Origin of the sequence: Microbacterium sp. (assembly GCF_035277845.1) — a bacterium.
Classification (GTDB): Bacteria; Actinomycetota; Actinomycetes; order Actinomycetales; family Microbacteriaceae; genus Microbacterium.
The window spans coordinates 1-18222 of sequence record NZ_DATEJS010000232.1 but is presented as its reverse complement, the minus strand read 5'-3'; the positions used below and the strand labels follow the sequence as shown (position 1 = coordinate 18222).

Sequence of the window (18222 nt, the reverse complement as noted above, 5' to 3'; positions counted from 1 at the left end):
TCGCATGAGCACTGAGATCAGCCGTCGGAGCGTTCTGGCCGCAGCCGCAGCCGGCGCCGGCGCAGCAGCGATGAACGCCTTCATCTGGACACCGGCATCGGCGGTGGCCGCGACCGTCGGACACGAGGTCGCCCCGCCCGGGGGAGCCGCGGTGCCCTCGGCCGCCGGCCCCCTCGACACGGTGGTGCTCGGGGATGCCGCATCGGAGGGCGCGCACGGATTCACGGCGACGCTCTCGGATGTCGTGGCCGGCGCGCTCTCCCAGCCCGCCCGCGTCTTCAACCCGCAGGCGACCCCCGACTGGTGGGGCGGCTCGGCCGCCTTCACGGTCCGGGTGGATCCGCAGCAGACGACGTATCTCACGGTGAAGCTGTGGGGCGGCGACGTCGCCGACAAAGCGGACGAGACCCACAACTGGCGGCTGCAGCTCTTCGTCGACGGGAAGTCCGTCGGGTGGTACGACGAAGGGCCGGTCGACAACCTCGATCAGCTCGGCGCAGACCCCCGCAGCCCGGGACGCTTCTTCTTCCACACGCTGCCGCTGCCCGAAACGTACACGAACGGCAAGACCGCGCTCGACGTCGAGATCCGCTCCATGGGGCGCATCTGGGACTACGGCGGCACGACCGCCACCTACTTCTACGACCAGGTCGAGCCGTCCCGGCCCGTCTACCGCGCGTACACGCACACCGATCCGCACTTCTCGCCCGAACCCTCCGATGTGCTGGGTTCCGCACCGGTCGCCAAGACGCGGCCGAACGACGACGATGCCACGATCGGAAAGCTGACCGCTCTCGTGCGGGCCGAGCACAACGCGCTCATCTACGGCGGCGGCGCCTACGGCAGCGACGCGTGGGGGTTCAACATGCTCGCGGAGGGGTACTCCTGGACGGAGAGCCCCGCGTACCGCAACCCCGACGCGCTGACGGCGATCTGCTCCGCGATCGACGGCCGCTACAACGCGTGGAAGAGCAACCCCGCTGTCCTCACAGCATCCGACCAGCAGTGGCAGGGCTTCGGCCGGGTCGGTCTCGTGCTGGCGTATCTCTGGGAGGACATCCAGGACGAACTCGACAAGACCGTCACGACGGGGCCGACGACGGTGGCGAACCCCGGCTTCGAACTCGGGACCGCAGGCTGGTCGACCAACACGTGGTCGGGGTCCGGGACGGTCGGAGCCGACACGACGGTGGCGCGCACGGGCAGTGCATCCCTGAGGATCGTCGCGAACCCCAACGGCACGGCGGGAAGCGTCGTCGGCGTGACCATCGCGGGCCGTCCTCTGGTCGGCACGGGCACGTACGACTTCGCGGTGTGGTGCAAGACCGATTCCGTCGCGGGTCCCGGCCCCTACCTGGACGTCCTCTTCTACAACGACGCAGGCCAGGTCGTGCAGTCCGACCGGAAGTTCTACGGGAACACCGGAACCCACGATTGGCAGCAGCTCACCGCGACCCTGCCCGTTCCCGCCGGAGCCACGAAGGCCCGGATCGATCTGCGCCTCTTCGGCACCGGCACGGCATGGTTCGACGACGTGACGATGCAGCTCGTCGAGGGTACGCCGCCGGCTCCCGCCGGGATGCCCGGCCGTCGTGCGGCGTACACCGACATGCTGCTCTCCAGTCGCGACTACTGGAAGCAGAACATGCGCCACTACTCGAACCAGGCGCAGATCACCGCCATCGGCATCTATCAGTGCAACCGTGGGCTGTCGCTGCTCTCCCCGACGGATGCGTGGCCGGAGTCGCGGGCGCGGGAGTGGGTCTACGAGAGCATCGGGCTGAAGCCGTGGCTCGGCCCCGAGCAGCCCGACGGCACTCGCACCATGCCGTTGGGAACCGACTACCACGTGGTCACGCCGAAGGGCCTCACCCGAGAACTCGGCTACGTCGGCAGCTACGGCGAGGTCACGGACTGGCTCGTGATGATGTACGAGTCCATCACCCGTGGATACGGGGCCCTCGACGCCCCCGAGGTGCGTGCGCAGATGGTCAAGATGGTGCAGACGCGCGGCTACTTCCGGCAGTTCGACGTCGACGCCGACGGCTATCGGATCTCTCGGCTCGAAACCGTCGTGGGCTGGCGCAACGAGGTGTACCCCGGTGTCGCCGTCTACGCGTCGCGCACTGTCTGGGACTGCAGCCCGGTCATGGCCGCAGCCGCGTTCGACGACGAGAAGCTCACCGGCTGGACGCAGGAGATGTTCGCGGACGGACAATTCGCCCCGCAGCTGGACCTCATGTTCACGAACACCAGCAACCGCGTGCAACTGAACGCCACGCGCATGCTGGCGCGTGACCTGCCGGCGTTCCGGGCGCTTCCTGCCTCCGGTGAGCGGATGCCGGTCGATTGGGATGCTCCGGATTTCGTCTTCACCGACGAGGTCGACGGCGTCGTCGCGGTCAAGAACGGCGAGGAGCTGTTCTTCGCCTCGCTCTACTGGCGTGCCCGGCAAGGCGTCAACAACTGGGGTCGCGTCCACCTGATCCGCCCCTCGTCCGAACAGTCCGCGACCGTTCGGGAGAAGACCGGGGGCCGGCTCAGCTCGGACACGTTCGCGGTGCAGGACTGGGTGAACCAGGACTACGTGATCAACGACAGCAACGGGGGCTCGAACTTCCCGCCCGGCGGGATCACGCCGCCCGGAGCGACCGTGCACCAGGCGTACGCCGGAGAGGTGCTCCCGCTCGCGATCATCCCCTCGGACGCCCACCCCGCCCTCGGTTCCACCGAGCTCGGCGTCGAGGAGGCGCTCGTCGGGATCGCGCCCTTCTACGAGCTTCAGTACGGCCCGTACCTCGTGGGCATGAACACGACGACGGACCAGACGTTCACGCTGACGCGGCCCGGCGCGGGGACGGCGCGTCTGCTCGGCACGCCGCCGAGCGGATTCCACGGCGATCCGGACCACGTCGCGCTGGCGGCCGGACTCACGCTGGCGCCGCAGAGCACCGTCGTGCTCCACCTCGATCAGCCGAGCGCGTAGGAGCTTCGTGGTCACCGCCCTCAACCCCGTCGTCCGCGGCTTCGCGCCGGACCCCTCCCTGATCCGCGTGGGCGAGTGGTTCTACCTCGCGACCAGCTCATTCGAGTGGTATCCGACGATCCCGATCCGGCGCTCGCGCGACCTCGTCGAGTGGGAGCACGTCGGATCGGTCGACGGCGCCGTCCCGCAGGGGAACCTGCACGGCGTCCCCGATTCGGCCGGCATCTGGGCGCCGTCCCTCAGTCATGACGGCGAGCAGTTCTGGATCACCTACTCGATCATCCGCACCTTCCTCGGGCGACAGCTCGACGTGGAGACCTACATCTCCACGTCGGCTGCCGCCGAGGGGCCGTGGCGGCCTCCGAGCCGGGTGAGCGGGCACGGGTTCGACCCCTCGATCTTCCACTTCGGCGGATCCCACTACCTGCTCAACCTGCAGTGCGACTCCCGGCCGGGCGGCAGCAGGTTCTCCGGCATCCTGATCGTGCCGCTCGACGACGACGGCACGCGCACCGTGGGCACGCCGAAGCTGCTGCTGCAGCATCCGACCCTCATCGAGGGCCCGAAACTGTTCACCCACGACGGCTGGTTCCACCTGGTGCTGGCGCAGGGCGGCACCGGGGTGGAGCACGGGGTGCTGATGGCCCGCAGCCGCGAGCTCTTCGGCCCGTACGAGATCGACGACCGCCCCCTGCTCACGTCGCGCGACGACCGCACCCTGCGACTGCAGAAGGCCGGGCACGGCGAGTTCGTGCAGGATGCCGGCGGCACCTGGTACCTCGGACACCTCGCCTCGCGGTGGCTCGACACCCTGCAGGGGCGACAGTTCCCCTGGGGGCGGGAGACCTGCGTGCAAGAGGTGGACTGGGTGGACGGATGGCCCCGACTCGCGTCGGGGAGCCCGCATCCGGCGGACACGTTCACCCCGCCCGAACCACTCGGACCACGCTTCCCGTCAGCGCCGCAGGAATCCCCGACCGGGTGGCCGTGGCGCACGCCGCGCGAACCCGTCGGCGACTGGGCCGTGTGGGCGGACGGCGAGCTGCGCCTGCGCGGTCGTCACGACCTCGAGTCGCTGTTCGGCGTGAGCATGCTCGCCCAGCCTGTGCAGGAGCCGCACTTGCGCCTGCACACCACCGTCGACGCCGAACCGGCGACCTACACCGAAGGCGCCGGCATCGTGCTCTGGTACGACTCCGCCTCGTACTACTCGCTGGCCGTCTCCTGGGTCGAGCCGGAGGGCGAGACCCAGCAGGGGCAGCAGTGGGATGCCGGCGGGCGCCGCGCCGCCGTGCTCACCGCCCGCGACCTGGGCGGCGCGCGCGTGGTGGCCGTCCGCATCCTCCCCGACCACGGCCCGGTCGGACTGGCGGTCGCGGTCGACGGGCCGACAGCCCGCTTCCGCGTCGACGGAGCCGAGCTCGGACCGGCGCTGGACGTCGGCATCCTCTCCGACGACTACGGGAACGCCCTCCGCTTCACCGGATCGATGGTGGGCGTGTACGCCGTCGACACGGTCGACGCCGCGTTCACGGCCGCCTTCCGATCGCTCGAGGTGACCCAGAGCCCCGGCGAGTCCGTCCCCTGAGCAACCCCGGGTCGAGCGACCCGGGTCCGACCACATCGAAAGTCCGCGAAAGTCTGCAACGAAGGAGAACACCCATGTTCGCGCTCACGAAAGGCCGAGGAGGATGGGCAGCCGCGATCGCGACGGCCGCCGTCGTCGCCTCCGGACTGCTGCCGGCCGGCACCGCGCACGCCGACACCGGCACGACACCGTCGGTGACGACGACCGTCAGCATCGACAAGACCACGAGCTCCGCGGGCTTCGTGCACCCCGGCGTCGGGGTGGACGCGGCGAGCCTCGAGACCACGCGCAGCGAACTCATCGCGGGCGCCGAGCCGTGGACGAGCTACTACCAGGGCATGCTCGCGACCAAGTACGCGAGCACCACCCTGACCTCGACGAACCAGGGCGCCGGCGACGGCGTGCCCGCGAACCCCGACTTCAACAACGTCGGGGTCAGCGACAAGCTCGGTCAGGACTCCGAAGGCGCCTACACCCAGGCGATCCTCTACTACCTGACGGGCAACCCGGTCTACCGCGAGAACGCCCTCAAGATCGTGCGCATCTGGAGCCACATGGATCCCACGGGGTACAAGTTCTTCGCCGACGCGCAGATCAAGACCGGACCCTTCGTCTACCGCATCATGGCGGCCGCGGAACTGCTGCGCTACACGTCCGCGGTCGCGAGCCCGGACGGATACCCGCTCGCGTGGACGGCGAAGGACACGGCCGACTTCACCGACAACTTCGCCGTGCCGATGGTCGACACGATGGACTACGGCAACGCGTGGTACATGAACCAGGGGACGCTGCCGCTCGAAGGCGCGATGGCGAGCTACATCTTCACCGACAACCGGGCCCGCTACGACCAGGCCGTCGAGTGGTTCACGATGAACTCCACGGCACCGAACCAGGACGTCAACGGCGCGCTCGGGTCGATGTACCGGCTCATCTCGGCGGATGACCCGCGCAACCCCTACCACTACGCCTTCGTCAACCACGTCGAGATGGGCCGCGATCAGGCGCACGCCGGTGACGATGTGCTGACCCTGACGACGTTGGCCCGCCTCGTGAACACGCAGGGCACCCGTCTCGACCCGAAGGCCGGCACCGTCTCGACCGCGAAGAACGCCGTCGATCCGTACAAGTTCCTCGGCAACCGGCTGCTGCTGGGCAGCAACGCCTTCTTCGGGTTCATGGACGGCTACTCGATCCCGTGGATCGACATCACCCAGCAGGGCGGGAGGCTCGCCCAGGCGTACCGCGGCCGCTGGAGCAACACGCTGAACGAGCTGTACCACATCTACACGTACGACGAGCACGTCGACGTCGCCGACGTCGCGCCCTACATCGCGCAGCAGTTCGCACAGCGCGACGGCGCCCTCTACTACAACTTCAACGTCAACGAGGTCGGCACGCAGATCGGCTCCGACGGGCTGCAGAGCTTCTGGGGCGGCACCCTGACCGGCGACGACTACTGGCTGTCGATCCCCGCGGCCGCCAAGGGCGAGAAGGTACCGCAGCCCGACAAGAATGTGTCGTTCGCGAACAAGGCATCCGTGATCTCCGGGAGCGCCGAGACGATCTCGGACGACGGCACCCCGATCGTGCGTGCGGTCATCGACAAGAAGGGCACGACGCTCGCGGTGCGCACCATGCAGTACGGCTCGCTGAAGGGCTACAGTCCGGTGGCTCTCCGCGTGCGCACCAGCAGCGTGTCCACCCTGCAGGTGCGCGGCCGGATGGGCGCAGCGCCCTACCAGACGATCACGGTGCCCGACACGCACGGGCAGTGGCGCATGATCACCTACGACATGGACACCAGCGTCGTACCCGCCTGGTCCAACGGCGGCAACAACATCGTGTACTACACGTTCGCCGGGAGCCCGGGTCGGATCGACCTCGACGACGTCGTGGCGAACGCCGCGTCGGCTGTGACGCCTCCGCTGTTCCCGCAGGGTGCCGCCACGACGATCGTGGGCATCGCCGGCGTGCCGATCAGCGCACGCCTCTCCGCGGCCGACTCCGGCAACGGCGACTCGGTGACGTATTCGATGTCCGGGCAGCCGAAGGGCGCGCAGCTCGACGCATCCGACGGCACGTTCCGGTGGAGCCCGTCGGCATCGGACGTGGGAGACCACACCCTGATCGTGCAGGCCGATGACGGCACGACGACCACGGCCCTGAAGGTCGCGGTCGACGTGGCGAAGGACCGGACCGGCGCCGTCGCCCTCGCCCGGGCCGGCTACGACCCCGCCCAGGCCTACACCAGTGGCACGAGATCCGCGCTCGACGCCGCCGTGGCGACCGCGAACGCAGAGCTGAACACGGCCGACGACGCCGACTTCGCCCAGGCGCTCGCAGGCATCCAGAAGGCGGTGACGGGACTGCAGCTGCTCAACCCGCGCCTCGGCGACGGCAGCCTGGACTACACGGGAATCGTGACGACGAGCCTGCCGGCCGGAACGGTCGGATATCTCGTCGACGACGACAACTACACGTTCCCCGGCGATCTCTCGGTCAACTCGTTCACCGTCGACTTCGGCCGGGGCTACCGGGTCACGAGCACGGCGTTCGACCTGCAGGCCAGGCAGACGTTCGGCAACCGCTCCCAGGGGGCCAACGTGTACGGGTCGAATGACGGCGTGATCTGGACCAAGCTCACCACGAAGGAGACCACGAACACCAACACGCTCGAGACCTTGCCGGTGGCGGCATCCCTCACCGGCGATGCGTTCCGGTTCTTCAAGGTGCAGGTGGATGACCCGGGCGTGCCGACGGACCCCAACTTCCCCGGGATCTTCGACCTCGCCGAGTTCCACGTGCACGGGACGCGCCAGGAGGCCGTCGACCGGATCGCCACCGCGACGATCCGTTCGAACGACGCGGAGAAGGGGATCGCGAGCGACGGCGACACGGTCACCCTCGCGTTCACCAGCACCGAGGCCATCACCGGCGTCGCCGGCACGATCGAAGGCGTCCCCGCGACGATCAACGGCTCGGGGACCAGCTGGACGGCATCCGCCGTGCTGCCGGACACGATCCCCTCGGGGCGCAGCGCCACGTTCTCGATCGGCTACACCACCGCGGACGGCAAGACCGCCGACGCGCTCGTGACGACGACGGACGGGTCCAAGCTGTTCCTCTCCAACTCCGCGGGACTCATCGCGAATGTGCCGAACATCGCCGTGCCGGTCTCGCCGTTCGGCGAGCTCGAGGCCTCCAAGCAGCCGTATGTGGCGAAGATGTTCGACGACGACCCGAGCACGTTCTCGGATGTCGGGCCGGTGAACGGGCAGTACTACATCACGCTCGACTTCGGGGACGGCGGCTCCGTCGCGCTCTCCCGTGCCGAACTGCTCGTCCGCCAGGACAACAACGGCACCAGCCGAGCCGGCGGTCTCTCCCTCCAGGGGTCGAACGACCAGTCCACCTGGACGACGCTCACCGACAACGCGCACGGCACGCTCGACTGGCAGACCCTGGCGCTGCGGCCGGGCACGAGTCCGACGGCTTACCGCTACCTGCGCATCAGCAACAACAACTGGATCAACATCGCCGAACTCCGGCTGTTCGGCGACCGGGTCGCACCGCCCGCCAGCACCATCACCTCGGCGCACCTCAGCTCCAGCGACGCCGAGCCGGGCATCGTGGTGGCGGGGGACACCGTGACGCTCGACCTCACCGCGTCCGAGCAGATCACGGACGTCACCGCGACGATCGACGGGATGGCGGCGACGGTGACGGGAAGCGGATCCTCCTGGCGGGCCTCGGTGAAGGAGCCGGCGGATGCCGTTCCCGGTCGGAGACTCGCCTTCCGGGTGACCTATGCCGGGCCGAACGGAGAGACGCGCCAGGCCCTCACCACGACCACCGATGCCTCGAGCGTGTTCCTCACCTCGAACGCCGGCATGATCGCGAACCCGGGCACCCTGCTGACTCCGGTCACCGCGACGGGCCAGCCGGACACCGCGAACCAGAAGTACGTGGCGAACATGTTCGACGGCAATGCGGCGACGTTCTCCGACATCGGACCCGTCTTCTCGGTGATCCTGGATGCCGGTGCCGGCCACAGCGTCAGCCTCGATCACGCCGAGCTCCTCGTCCGCCAGGACACCCTCGGAACCGGACGCGCCGCGAACCTGCACATCGAGGGGTCGAACGATCTCACGACCTGGACGCGGGTGACGGACAACGCCGTCGGAACCCTCGCCTGGCAGACCCTGGCACGGCCCGCCGGCACGGCCGTGACGGGATACCGCTACCTGCGCATCGTCAACACCAACTGGATCAACATCGCCGAGCTGCGGCTGTTCGGCAGCAGCTCGTAGCGGAACGGACGAGAGGGCCGGGTCTGGATGCTCCAGGCCCGGCCCTCTCGTCGGCATCTGCCGGATGTCGCGTTCAGGCGCCGATCACGGGTCGCCACTGGTCCTCCCAGCGGAGCTCCGCCCGGCCATCCCCGATGCGCAGAGGCAGCCAGACCGCCGGGGAGGCGAACAGGTCCTCGCGTCGCCACCGGTCGCCGATGTACAGGTAGTCGTCGCCCGCATCGTCCAGCCGGATGACGGCACTCACCTGGGAATCGAACGTGGCCGAGCCGGGGGGAGCGAAGTCCGACCACGCGGACCACGGGCCGCCCAGCTCCGAGGCGGTCGCCACCTTGTTGTCGTTGGTGGACCACCCCGTCAGGTCCGAACCGAACAGGTAGTACCGACCCTCGTGTCGCACCAGCGCCGGCGACTCGTAGCCGTGCGCGGCGCCGGCCTTGAGGGTCGTGGCGACGACGGCGACCACGGACAGGTAGTCGTCGGCGAGCCGATAGATGTGCAGGCCGTTCTCGCGATCCTCGGAGAGGAGGTATCCGACGCCGCCTTCCTGGAACACCCCGATGTCGCGGCTCGCGTTGCCGAGCGGTCGTTCGCTGCCCACGTAGGTGAACGGTCCGGCGGGGGAGTCCGCGATCGCGTAGCCGACCCGCGCGGCCGCGTAGTCGGCGGTGTCGACATGGAGGAACAGGACGAATCGCCCGTCGGGCCGGCGCAGCACCTTGGGCCGCTCGATCACCCGGTCGGCGCCGAGGTCGCCGTCACCGGCCTCGAGTGCGTTGCCCTCGAACGTCCACGAGACGAGGTCGGGGGACGAGTAGCAGGCGACCGCCGTGAAGGTCGAGCCGGCGCGTTTGTCTTCGCCCCAGGCGTAGAAGCGCCCGTCGACCCGCTGGATCCCGATGCCGTGCAATTGGGCTGTTCGTCCGGCGGTGTCGGTGAACACCGTTCCGGGCCGGATGTGCGGTGCGGGCGCGTCTGTGGACGTCATGGGTCTCCTTCAGTCAGGGTCGAGGTCGAGAATCCGCACGAGCCGCCCAGCGTGCGGCTCGTGCGAGGAACAGGCGATGGGTCTCGGCCCGGTAGGCGTCCGCGTCGTGCCCGAGGGCGTCGTAGGCGACGCGGATGCCCTGGTGCCGGTGATACCACCAGATCGGCTGGCCGGTGCCGTGCTCGTCGTGACCGGCGACCACCGTGGTGCCGGGTTCGACCGCGAGCAGACTGTAGGCCTCGTCGACGGTGTCGAAGTCGGGCAGCCCCGACGTGAGCGGGGAGTCGGTCACGCGCACGCGGAGACGACCGTGCGGGGGATGCATCGAGGTCCCGCGCACCCAGCGGCCGCCGAGCATGCCCGCCCAGTGCGCGGACTGCGGGAAGAGCGTCGACGCCGTGTGCAGGCCCAGCATCCCGGCACCTCCCATCAGCAGCCGCGAGAGGCCGCTGAGTGTGCGCTGGTCCTGCTCCGCCGGGATGCCGCCGCTGCCGAAGTTGACCACGAGAAGTCGCGGGGAGGCCTTCATCGACGTGACGGCACGCGCCACGTCGTCGCGGACCTCGACGTCGAAGCCGGCATCCTGCAGCAGAGCGGCGACGGTGGCGCTCGTCTGGGCGAACGGATGCCAGGGGTCCGAGTAGTCGCCCCCGCCGGACAGGATGACCGCCTTCATCGGTCCGCCGGTTCGAGTTCGGCGTTCAGGCGCCGGGTGAGGCGTCGGTCGTGCACGGCGGTGATGCCGACCGCTCCGAAGAAGAGCGCGACCATCGGCAGCGCGAGCAGCACCATCGAGACGACATCGGCGGACGGGGTGGCGATCGCGGTGAACAGGGTGATCGCGAGGATCGCCCACCGCCACGATCCGAGGATGGAGTGCGCGCTCAGCACGCCCGCCAGGTTGAGCACCACCAGCAGAAGGGGCAGCACGAAGGCGACGCCGGTCACGAGCATGAGCTTCATGACGAACTCGAGGTAGCCCTTGGCATCCAGGAGCGTCGCGCCGCCCCGGGGGACGAAGCTCGTCATGATCGCCACCACGTGCGGGAACACGAGCCAGCCGGCGAGGCAGCCGCCCAGGAACAGCGGCACTGCCGCGACCACGAAGCCGATCGCGCCTCGCCGCTCGCGCCCGGTGAGACCGGGCACCAGGAAGGCGAAGATCTGGTACAGCCACACGGGGCAGCTCAGCACGAGGCCGATGGTGATGGCCATCTGCAGGCGCAGATCGAACGCGGCCGTCACGGTGGTGAAGTTGATCCGGGCGGTGACCCCTTCGCTGCTCGCCACGGCCAGCAGCGGCCGCTCCAGCTGCGACCAGATGACGTTGGTCAGGATCCAGCCGACGACCCCGCCGGCCAGGACGGCGGCGGCGGCGCGCACGAGCCGCCGCTGCAGCTCCAGCAGATGCGCCAGCAGGGTCATCGAGCCGTCGGCGCGCCGCCGACGCGCGAGTCGGCGGCGCATGTCATGCCCCGGGGCGCGGCGACGCGTCGGCCGCCGCCTGCGGGGGTGCCGCGACCGGCTCCGCGACGAACTCAGCGGTGGTGTGAGACGGGTCGCGAAGCGGCGCGACCTCCTGCTTGAAGATGCGCATCGACTGGCCGACGCCGCGCGCGAGCGCGGGAAGCTTGGTGGCTCCGAACAGCAGCAGAACGACGAGGGCGATGATGAGCACGTGCCATCCGGTCAGGCCTGCGAACATGTCACTGGTTTCCTTTCTGTGCGGGACCGGCGTCTTCGCCGTCCCGATCGTGGGCGGCCGTCACCGCGGACGGCTGCCGAGGGGGGTCTTCGCGCAGCGCCTCGCGGATGATCCGGCGGGGGTCGTACCGGCGCGGGTCGAGCGTGGACCATTCGACGTCGTCGAACTCCGGTCCGATCTCGTCCCGCATGCGCTCCCTGGCCTGGTCGGCGAGGGCTCGCGCGCCTCGGACGAACCTCGCCGCTTTCGCCGCATATGCGGGCAGGCGCTTTGGTCCGATGAACACTGCCGCCATCACGAGGATCACGACGACCTTGTCGAAACCCAGCCCGAAGTCCATGGCCGCGCTCCTCGTCTCAGCGGGTCTTCTCGGGGAAGAGGAGAGGCAGCCCGCGCGCGAGCCGCTCGAACTCGGCGGCGACGTGGTCTCCGAGCCGGGCCAGTTCGGGGCCGGTCGACCCGGCCATGTGAGGCGTCAGAAGCACGTTCGGCAGGTCGTAGAGCTCGTGAGCCGGCGGCAGCACTTCGGGCGTCGTCACGTCGAGCATGGCGTCGATCCGGCCGGTGCGCAGTTCGTCGACGAGCGCTTCCTGGTCGACGAGGCCGCCGCGCGCCGTGTTGATGAACGTGGCGCCGTCGCGCATCGCACGCAGGTGTGCACGGGTGATGAGCCCGACCGTGTCGTGGTTGAGCGGGGCGTGCACCGACACGACATCGCTCGTGGCCATGAGCACGTCGAGACCGACCGGACGGACTCCGAGCGCATGCGCCTCGGCCTGGCCGACGAAGGGATCGTAGAGGGCGATGTCGACGTCGAGCCGCGACAGGCGCTCGATCACCATGCGTCCGATCCGCGACGCGCCCACGATGCCGACGGACTTGGAGCGGTTGCCGGCGTGCGGGAAGTCCACTTCGCGGTGGATCATGCTGCGGCGCTCGTGGTAGAGCCGGGCCGACCGCAGCGCCTGCTTGTTCGCCAGCACGATCAGCGCGGTGGTGAACTCCGCCACCGGGATCGCGTTGGCGTGCCCGGCGTTCGACAGCAGGATGCCGCGGCGGTGGGCGCTGGTCGGCACGAGCCCCGAGACCTGCCCGCCGGCATACAGGATCGCACGCAGGTGCGGAGCGGCGGCCAGGTCGTCGTCGGTCAGGCGCGGGGCACCCCAGCCCATGATGAGCACGTCGGTCTGCGCCAGCGCTTCGCGGGCCTCGTCGTCGATCTGCTCCAGCGCGCGACCGGCCACGTCCTGTGCTCCGATCGCCCGGAGCGAGGCGCGGTCTCGCCCGAAGAGGTGGTCGGCCAGGTCGACGGGTCGCATCAGCAGCGTGTACCGGAGGGCGCTGGAATGCGCCTCCGGGAGGTGTGCTGCGGGACGAGTCGTGTCCGCTCGGGAGATCGTCATCGAAACCTCTTCGTACCTGATCGTGTCTGAATTGAAACTAGTTACATTTCGACCTGAGCGCAAGTCCCGTCTGCGCGGAGGAGGCTGCCGGCGTCGCCGGGCGCGCCGCTCAGCTCGGTCGAAGGTGGAAGCAAGCGGCGGAATGCCCGGCGACGACGCCGGGGGCGGCATCCAGCTGCGCGATCACCGGCAGCTCGGCGAGCTCCGGGAGCGACACCGGACTGGCGCGGTGATTGACCACCACCAGCCGATCGCCGAACCGGGCGAACTCCACCCCCTTGGCCACCGTCGTCACGGCCGACGGAGCGACCCCGAGGAACGCCGCCACCGGCGTTTCGCGCAGAAGCGGGAGCGGATGCATCTCACGGCGGCCGTACTGCGGCGGCACGATGGGCATCGTCTGCCGCGCGTACGCATAGCCGTACTCGAAGCCGATCGAGTACACCGCCCCCGATCCGATCGCGGTCCGGGTCATCGCGCGCTCGCCGGACCCGAGGTAGGTCGCCAGCGCCTCGCCGGATGCATACGCGACCGTCGTCCAGCCGTGGGGGATGACGGGCTCCTGCCAGTCGAGGCAGTCGAACTCCGTCGCGGTCTGCGAGACACCGAACGCGTGCTGCGCGAGGCCGCAGTCCGGGCCGTGCAGAAGGGTCCCGCCGCCTGCGACGAACGTGTGCACCGCGTCCTCCAGGTCGCGGTGGTCGACGAGGTCGTACAGCGAGTTCGTCGGCACCACGAGGATCGAATAGCCGGTCAGAGCGCCGGAGGCCGCCTGATCGGGATGCAGGATGTCGACGTGCCAGCCCAGGTCGGTCAGCTGCCGGTACCAGCCCAGCAGATCCATGCGATGGCGACCGCCGTCGTCGACCGAGACGGGCTCGTAGAGGCTCATCTCGGCCGGGAAGAGGATCGCCGCCTCTTTCGTGCGCGGCGCGCGCAGCAGCGGGATGACGCGCTTCGCCCAGTCCAGACCCGTCGTCAGCGAGTCGCGGAACACGTCGTCGGCGCGGAAGAGCACGCCGCCGTCGTCCAGGCCGCTGTAGCCGTACGTGTGGAGCGCGTCCGCGCCCGCGGCGACATACGTGCCGATCGCCTCCGCCGGGGGCACGACGTCGTAGACGTCCACATTGACGTGCCGGCCGAGGTAGAGCCCGCCGGTGAAGCGCCGGTGCCCGTTCGCGGTTCGCAGGATCGATGCCTCGACGCTGAGGGCCGAGGCATCCGGCCGGTTCTCGGCATTCAGCGGGCTGGCGATGAACAGCGCGCCGTCGAGGTGCTCGGCGGCGCGGTAGACGTCGAGAGCCCGCTGTCCGGTCTGCCAATCGGTCTTTCCGGGCGGGTTGAAGAAGTAACCCCATTGGTGCAGCACGGGCTCGGCGAAGATGGCCGGATCGAGTGCGCGCCACCGGCGTGCCATCGTCGCGAGGTAGTCGTCGAGGACGTCCGCGAGGTAGGTCTGGTTGTCGATCCATCGGTGGAAGTCGGGGGATCGCCGCGCGACGTCGTCGGCCGACGGGATGGCGCATCCCACCCAGCTGAGTTCTGCCGGTCGCAGCCAGTAGTCGTCCGGGGCGAGATCCGCGAAGCCGGCGGCATCGGTGCCGTACCGGCGGTTCACCACTTCGATCGTGCCGTGGCGCCGCTCCAGCCAGCCCAGGTAGTGCGCGCGACCCTCGGCGTCGAAGCTCGGCTTGGGGATGGGCTCGAACATCGTCTGCATCACGATGCGGCCGTCGCCGCGTCGGTGCATCCGGTCGCCGTACAGGCGCAGCAGCCCGCGGACGTGCTCGACCATCGTCGACTGTGCACGCGGCGACCAGTACTTGTAGGTGCCCATCGAGGATCCGTCCGGCCTGATCGCGTCCTCGCCGCGCACCGGCGGCACATCGCGGATCGTCGGGTACAGGTTGTCCCCGCACAGGTAGAGCGCGAGGCACGTGACGTCGAGGCCGTGCGCGGCCGCCTCGGTCATCATCAGCTCCTGCATCGACACGTAGCGGCTCGCCGGCTCGCCGCGATAGCGCGCGAAGAAGTCCTCCCAGGGTTTGGAATCGAGGTTCAGGCTCGTGAACCCGAGGGATGCGGCATCCGCGACGCCTGCGCGAGTCGCGGCCTCGTCGCTGTAGAAGGGCTCGAAGAAGTTGCCGAACCACAGGCCCAGCAGGGGCTGTTCTGGCGCCGTCATGTCTGCTCCGACAAGAAGAAGTGGGTGGAAGGTCTGATGGCGGAGAGCCTACATGTAACTAGTTGCATCCGTCCATCCGGTCTGGCACGCTGTCGGTGAACACACGCGTTCCTGTGGTCGAATTGGAGTCGAAGCTGGCCGAACATGAGCACGAATGACCCACGCCTCCTCCGGATGGACAACGAGCCGCGCGACTACGCCTGGGGCATCCCCGGTGGCATCTCCCGCCTGCTCGGAAGACCCGAGACGACGCGCCCGGAAGCCGAGCTCTGGCTCGGCGCCCATCCCGGCTCGCCCAGTCGGATCCTGGGCGACAGCCGCTGGAGCGATGTCGCAGAGTGGGAAGCGGATCACGATCCTCTGCCCTTCTTGATGAAGCTGCTCGCGGCCGAGGCGCCGCTGTCCCTGCAGGCTCATCCGAGCGCCGAACAGGCGCGGGCCGGGTACCGGCGCGAGAACGAACTGGGGATCCCCCTGGATTCCCCGGACCGCAACTACAAGGATCCCCACGCGAAGCCGGAGCTGATCGTGGCGATCTCCGACGACTTCGAGGCGCTGTGCGGCTTCCGCCCGGTCGAGCAGACTCGGCAGGTTCTGGCCGGCATCGCCGCGGCCTGGCCGTCGGTCGCCCCGGACGTGCACGCGTTGTCCGCGCGGCTCACGGGTGATCTCGGGCTCCGCGAGACCTTCCGCCGACTGCTCCAGGATGACGACGATGTACGGCGGCTGACGAGCGGATTGTGCGACGCCGCGGCAAGCGACCCGACGAGGTTCCCTCTGCTGACGCGGCTGGCCTCGCACCACCCCGGCGACCCGGGGGTCGCCGCCGCACTGTTGCTGAACCACGTCGAGCTCGCGTCCGGGGAATGCCTCTGGTTGCCTGCCGGCAACATCCACGCGTATCTGCACGGCATCGGGGTGGAACTCATGGGCCCGAGCGACAACGTCCTCCGTGGCGGCCTCACCGCGAAGCACGTCGACGCCGATCAGCTTCTCGACGTGCTCGACTTCACCACGGGCGAGCCCGAGCGGCTCGGCCGCATCCCTCTCGGCGCCCACGCCCAGGCATATCGTCCGGCGCAGCATCCTTCGGGGAAGGGGACTCCGTTCCAGCTGATCCACGTCGACGGGGACGCCCGGCTGGAGGTGTCCGCCGGATCGATCATCGCGATCGTCTCGGGAGCGTTCGACCTGGATGCCGGCGACCGATCTCATACCGTGGCACCAGGAGACTTCTTCCTCGTCTCGACATCGGGCCCCGTCACGATCACGGGACGGGGTGGCGCATTCATCGCAACCACGGAGGCCATCGATGCCTGACACGGCTCTCGCGCGGATCGCGGCGGACTGCGGGCAGACGGGGATCAAGGTCCGGGTGAGGCGTCCGGGGGACGCGCCGCATGAGGCAGAGCTGCCCGGGGTCCGCACGGACATGCCCGTGCTCCCACAGGTGGCCGCGGCCATCGAACGCGTGGCGGCCGACCTGCGATGCTCCCCGGATGTCGTCGCGGTCGGCTGCAGCGGTCTCACCGACCAGGATGATGCCGCCGCCCTGGCGGCGCTGCTCGGATTCCCGGCCCGCGTGCTGCTCACCCACGACTCGGTCACGGCCTTCCTGGGTGCGCTCAGCGGACGGAACGGAGCGGTCGTCGCGGCCGGAACCGGTGTGGTCACCTTGGCGGTCGGCGCCTCCGAGGTGGCGCGTGTCGACGGCTGGGGGCACATCATGGGAGACGCCGGCAGCGGATACTGGATCGGTCGCGAAGCGCTCGATGCGGTGATGCGCGCATACGACGGACGCGGCGAGCCGACCGAGCTCACTGCCGCCGTGCGCGAGCGCTGGCCCGACCTCGAGACCGCCTACATGCAGCTTCAGTCCGCTGAAGATCGCGTTCGGATCGTTGCGGGCTTCGCACGGAACGTCGCCCTCCTCGCGGATCGCGATCCGATCGCGGGGGAGATCTCGGATCGCGCCGCGGCAGAGCTGGTCCGTTCGGTCATCGCCGCGCTCGACCGGGTCAGGGCCGGGGGCGACGAGGAACTGCTGGTCGCCGCCACGGGCGGCGTGTTCCAGTCCGAACGGATCGCCTCGACCTTCGCCCGCAGGCTGTCAACCGACTGCCCGCGCGCCCACCTCGAGGCGGCGTCCGGCACCGGTCTGGAGGGTGCCGAGCTGCTGGACTCCGTCGGTGGCGCGCACGCCCTGCACGGTCACATCTCCGTCGCCGACACCCGCCCGACTGCGGAGGCGTAGCCAGCGAACCCGTCGGGCCGCCTTCGGGCAAAGGTCGAGGAGCGAAACTCACGAGAAGTGCTCTTGACGTGCCCCGCGGTCAGACCTATCTTGATATGGGATCCCGTATTGGGATCCAAAGTGAGGCAGATTCTCACGTGGTCCTCGCACCACTCAGAAGTCGGAAGCGGCATCGGCGCCGCGGATGGGCCCCTGAAAGGGGGACCAGGACTCAGAGCGACGGGGGCTGCGACCCGTACCCGACAGCCTCACCTTTTCTCTCAAGGAGGAGACGAAATGAGTCCACTGAAGGCCCTCAGGGCTCGTGCGAACGGGCAGGTGCAGGTTCACCCGGTCGACGAGATCCTGCCCATCGGCAAGCTGTTCACCCTCGGTATGCAGCACATGCTGGCGGCATATGCCGGCATCATCGCTCCGCCCTTCATCATCGGAACGGCGCTTCATCTTCCGACGAGCGACCTCATCTTCCTGATCAGCGCAAGCCTTCTCGCATCGGGCGTGACGACTCTCCTGCAAACGCTCGGAATCTGGAAGGTCGGCGTTCGCCTGCCGCTCGTCCAGGGCGTCTCGTTCTCGGGCATCGCGTCGATGATCGCCATCGGGAAAGGCAACCCGAACGGCGTGGTCGCGATGCAGGTGATCGTGGGCGCGGTCATCGTCGCCGCGGCCGCCATGTTCTTCCTGGCGCCCGTCTACAGCAAGCTTCTGCGGTTCTTCCCGCCACTGGTCATGGGGTCCGTCGTGACAGTCATCGGCGTGAGCCTCATCCCGATCTCGATCGGCTGGCTTCAGGGCGACCAGAG

At 69.2% G+C, this 18222-nt stretch carries 13 protein-coding genes; 6 read left to right on the top strand and 7 right to left on the bottom strand.

Going from position 1 to position 18222, the window contains the following annotated elements; genetic code table 11:
• From VJR25_RS10130 to VJR25_RS10120, 3 genes are all read left to right on the top strand, one after another.
• Window positions 1-2986, top strand: a 2986-nt coding sequence (locus tag VJR25_RS10130; protein ID WP_324114850.1) for a hypothetical protein, incomplete at its 5' end; no start/stop codon positions are given.
• Between the two features lie 7 nt (window positions 2987-2993).
• Window positions 2994-4574, top strand: a complete 1581-nt coding sequence (locus VJR25_RS10125; RefSeq protein ID WP_324114849.1) for a family 43 glycosylhydrolase — start codon at window positions 2994-2996, stop codon at window positions 4572-4574.
• A gap of 74 nt (window positions 4575-4648) precedes the next feature.
• Window positions 4649-8884: a putative Ig domain-containing protein gene (locus tag VJR25_RS10120; RefSeq protein WP_324114848.1), complete on the top strand. Its 4236-nt coding sequence runs from the start codon at window positions 4649-4651 to the stop codon at window positions 8882-8884.
• A 73-nt stretch (window positions 8885-8957) separates the two neighbouring features.
• Here the strand turns inward: VJR25_RS10120 and VJR25_RS10115 are convergent, their stop codons facing one another.
• The 7 genes from VJR25_RS10115 to VJR25_RS10085 all read right to left on the bottom strand — a co-directional run bounded on the left by VJR25_RS10115 (window position 8958) and on the right by VJR25_RS10085 (window position 15165).
• Window positions 8958-9872: a family 43 glycosylhydrolase gene (locus tag VJR25_RS10115; RefSeq protein WP_324114847.1), complete on the bottom strand. Its 915-nt coding sequence runs from the start codon at window positions 9870-9872 to the stop codon at window positions 8958-8960.
• 13 nt (window positions 9873-9885) lie between these two features.
• A complete protein-coding gene (locus VJR25_RS10110) occupies window positions 9886-10548 on the bottom strand; it encodes a ThuA domain-containing protein (protein WP_324114846.1) in 663 nt (220 codons plus the stop codon).
• A complete protein-coding gene (gene tatC, locus VJR25_RS10105) occupies window positions 10545-11339 on the bottom strand; it encodes a twin-arginine translocase subunit TatC (RefSeq protein ID WP_324114845.1) in 795 nt (264 codons plus the stop codon). Before tatC ends, VJR25_RS10110 begins: the two co-directional genes overlap by 4 nt.
• A gap of 1 nt (window position 11340) precedes the next feature.
• The gene (gene tatA / locus VJR25_RS10100; protein WP_324114844.1) at window positions 11341-11577 is read right to left on the bottom strand and encodes a twin-arginine translocase TatA/TatE family subunit; all 237 of its coding nucleotides are present in this window, start codon (window positions 11575-11577) and stop codon (window positions 11341-11343) included.
• A gap of 1 nt (window position 11578) precedes the next feature.
• Window positions 11579-11917, bottom strand: coding sequence for a Sec-independent protein translocase TatB (locus VJR25_RS10095; RefSeq protein WP_324114843.1), 339 nt, complete (start codon window positions 11915-11917; stop codon window positions 11579-11581).
• A gap of 16 nt (window positions 11918-11933) precedes the next feature.
• A complete protein-coding gene (locus VJR25_RS10090) occupies window positions 11934-12896 on the bottom strand; it encodes a hydroxyacid dehydrogenase (protein WP_324114842.1) in 963 nt (320 codons plus the stop codon).
• A gap of 193 nt (window positions 12897-13089) precedes the next feature.
• A complete protein-coding gene (locus tag VJR25_RS10085) occupies window positions 13090-15165 on the bottom strand; it encodes a beta-galactosidase trimerization domain-containing protein (RefSeq protein ID WP_324114841.1) in 2076 nt (691 codons plus the stop codon).
• A gap of 144 nt (window positions 15166-15309) precedes the next feature.
• Between VJR25_RS10085 and manA the strand changes: the two genes are divergently transcribed.
• The 3 genes from manA to VJR25_RS10070 all read left to right on the top strand — a co-directional run.
• Window positions 15310-16485: a mannose-6-phosphate isomerase, class I gene (gene manA, locus VJR25_RS10080; RefSeq protein ID WP_324114840.1), complete on the top strand. Its 1176-nt coding sequence runs from the start codon at window positions 15310-15312 to the stop codon at window positions 16483-16485.
• Window positions 16478-17419 (top strand): N-acetylglucosamine kinase, encoded by a 942-nt coding sequence (locus VJR25_RS10075; protein WP_324114839.1) that lies wholly within the window; start codon window positions 16478-16480, stop codon window positions 17417-17419. The genes manA and VJR25_RS10075 overlap by 8 nt, the downstream gene beginning before the upstream one ends.
• 120 nt (window positions 17420-17539) lie before the next feature.
• The coding region (locus VJR25_RS10070; protein ID WP_324114838.1) for a solute carrier family 23 protein at window positions 17540-18222 on the top strand (683 nt) is incomplete at its 3' end.

What these genes read in the sequence shown, in the direction of transcription:
- VJR25_RS10120 (WP_324114848.1), top strand. Translation starts at nt 4,649, where the DNA reads ATGTTCGCGCTCACGAAAGGCCGAGGAGGATGGGCAGCCGCGATCGCG.
- VJR25_RS10115 (WP_324114847.1), bottom strand. Translation starts at nt 9,872, where the DNA reads ATGACGTCCACAGACGCGCCCGCACCGCACATCCGGCCCGGAACGGTG.
- VJR25_RS10110 (WP_324114846.1), bottom strand. Translation starts at nt 10,548, where the DNA reads ATGAAGGCGGTCATCCTGTCCGGCGGGGGCGACTACTCGGACCCCTGG.
- tatC (WP_324114845.1), bottom strand. Translation starts at nt 11,339, where the DNA reads ATGCGCCGCCGACTCGCGCGTCGGCGGCGCGCCGACGGCTCGATGACC.
- tatA (WP_324114844.1), bottom strand. Translation starts at nt 11,577, where the DNA reads ATGTTCGCAGGCCTGACCGGATGGCACGTGCTCATCATCGCCCTCGTC.
- VJR25_RS10095 (WP_324114843.1), bottom strand. Translation starts at nt 11,917, where the DNA reads ATGGACTTCGGGCTGGGTTTCGACAAGGTCGTCGTGATCCTCGTGATG.
- VJR25_RS10090 (WP_324114842.1), bottom strand. Translation starts at nt 12,896, where the DNA reads ATGCGACCCGTCGACCTGGCCGACCACCTCTTCGGGCGAGACCGCGCC.
- VJR25_RS10085 (WP_324114841.1), bottom strand. Translation starts at nt 15,165, where the DNA reads ATGACGGCGCCAGAACAGCCCCTGCTGGGCCTGTGGTTCGGCAACTTC.
- manA (WP_324114840.1), top strand. Translation starts at nt 15,310, where the DNA reads ATGAGCACGAATGACCCACGCCTCCTCCGGATGGACAACGAGCCGCGC.
- VJR25_RS10075 (WP_324114839.1), top strand. Translation starts at nt 16,478, where the DNA reads ATGCCTGACACGGCTCTCGCGCGGATCGCGGCGGACTGCGGGCAGACG.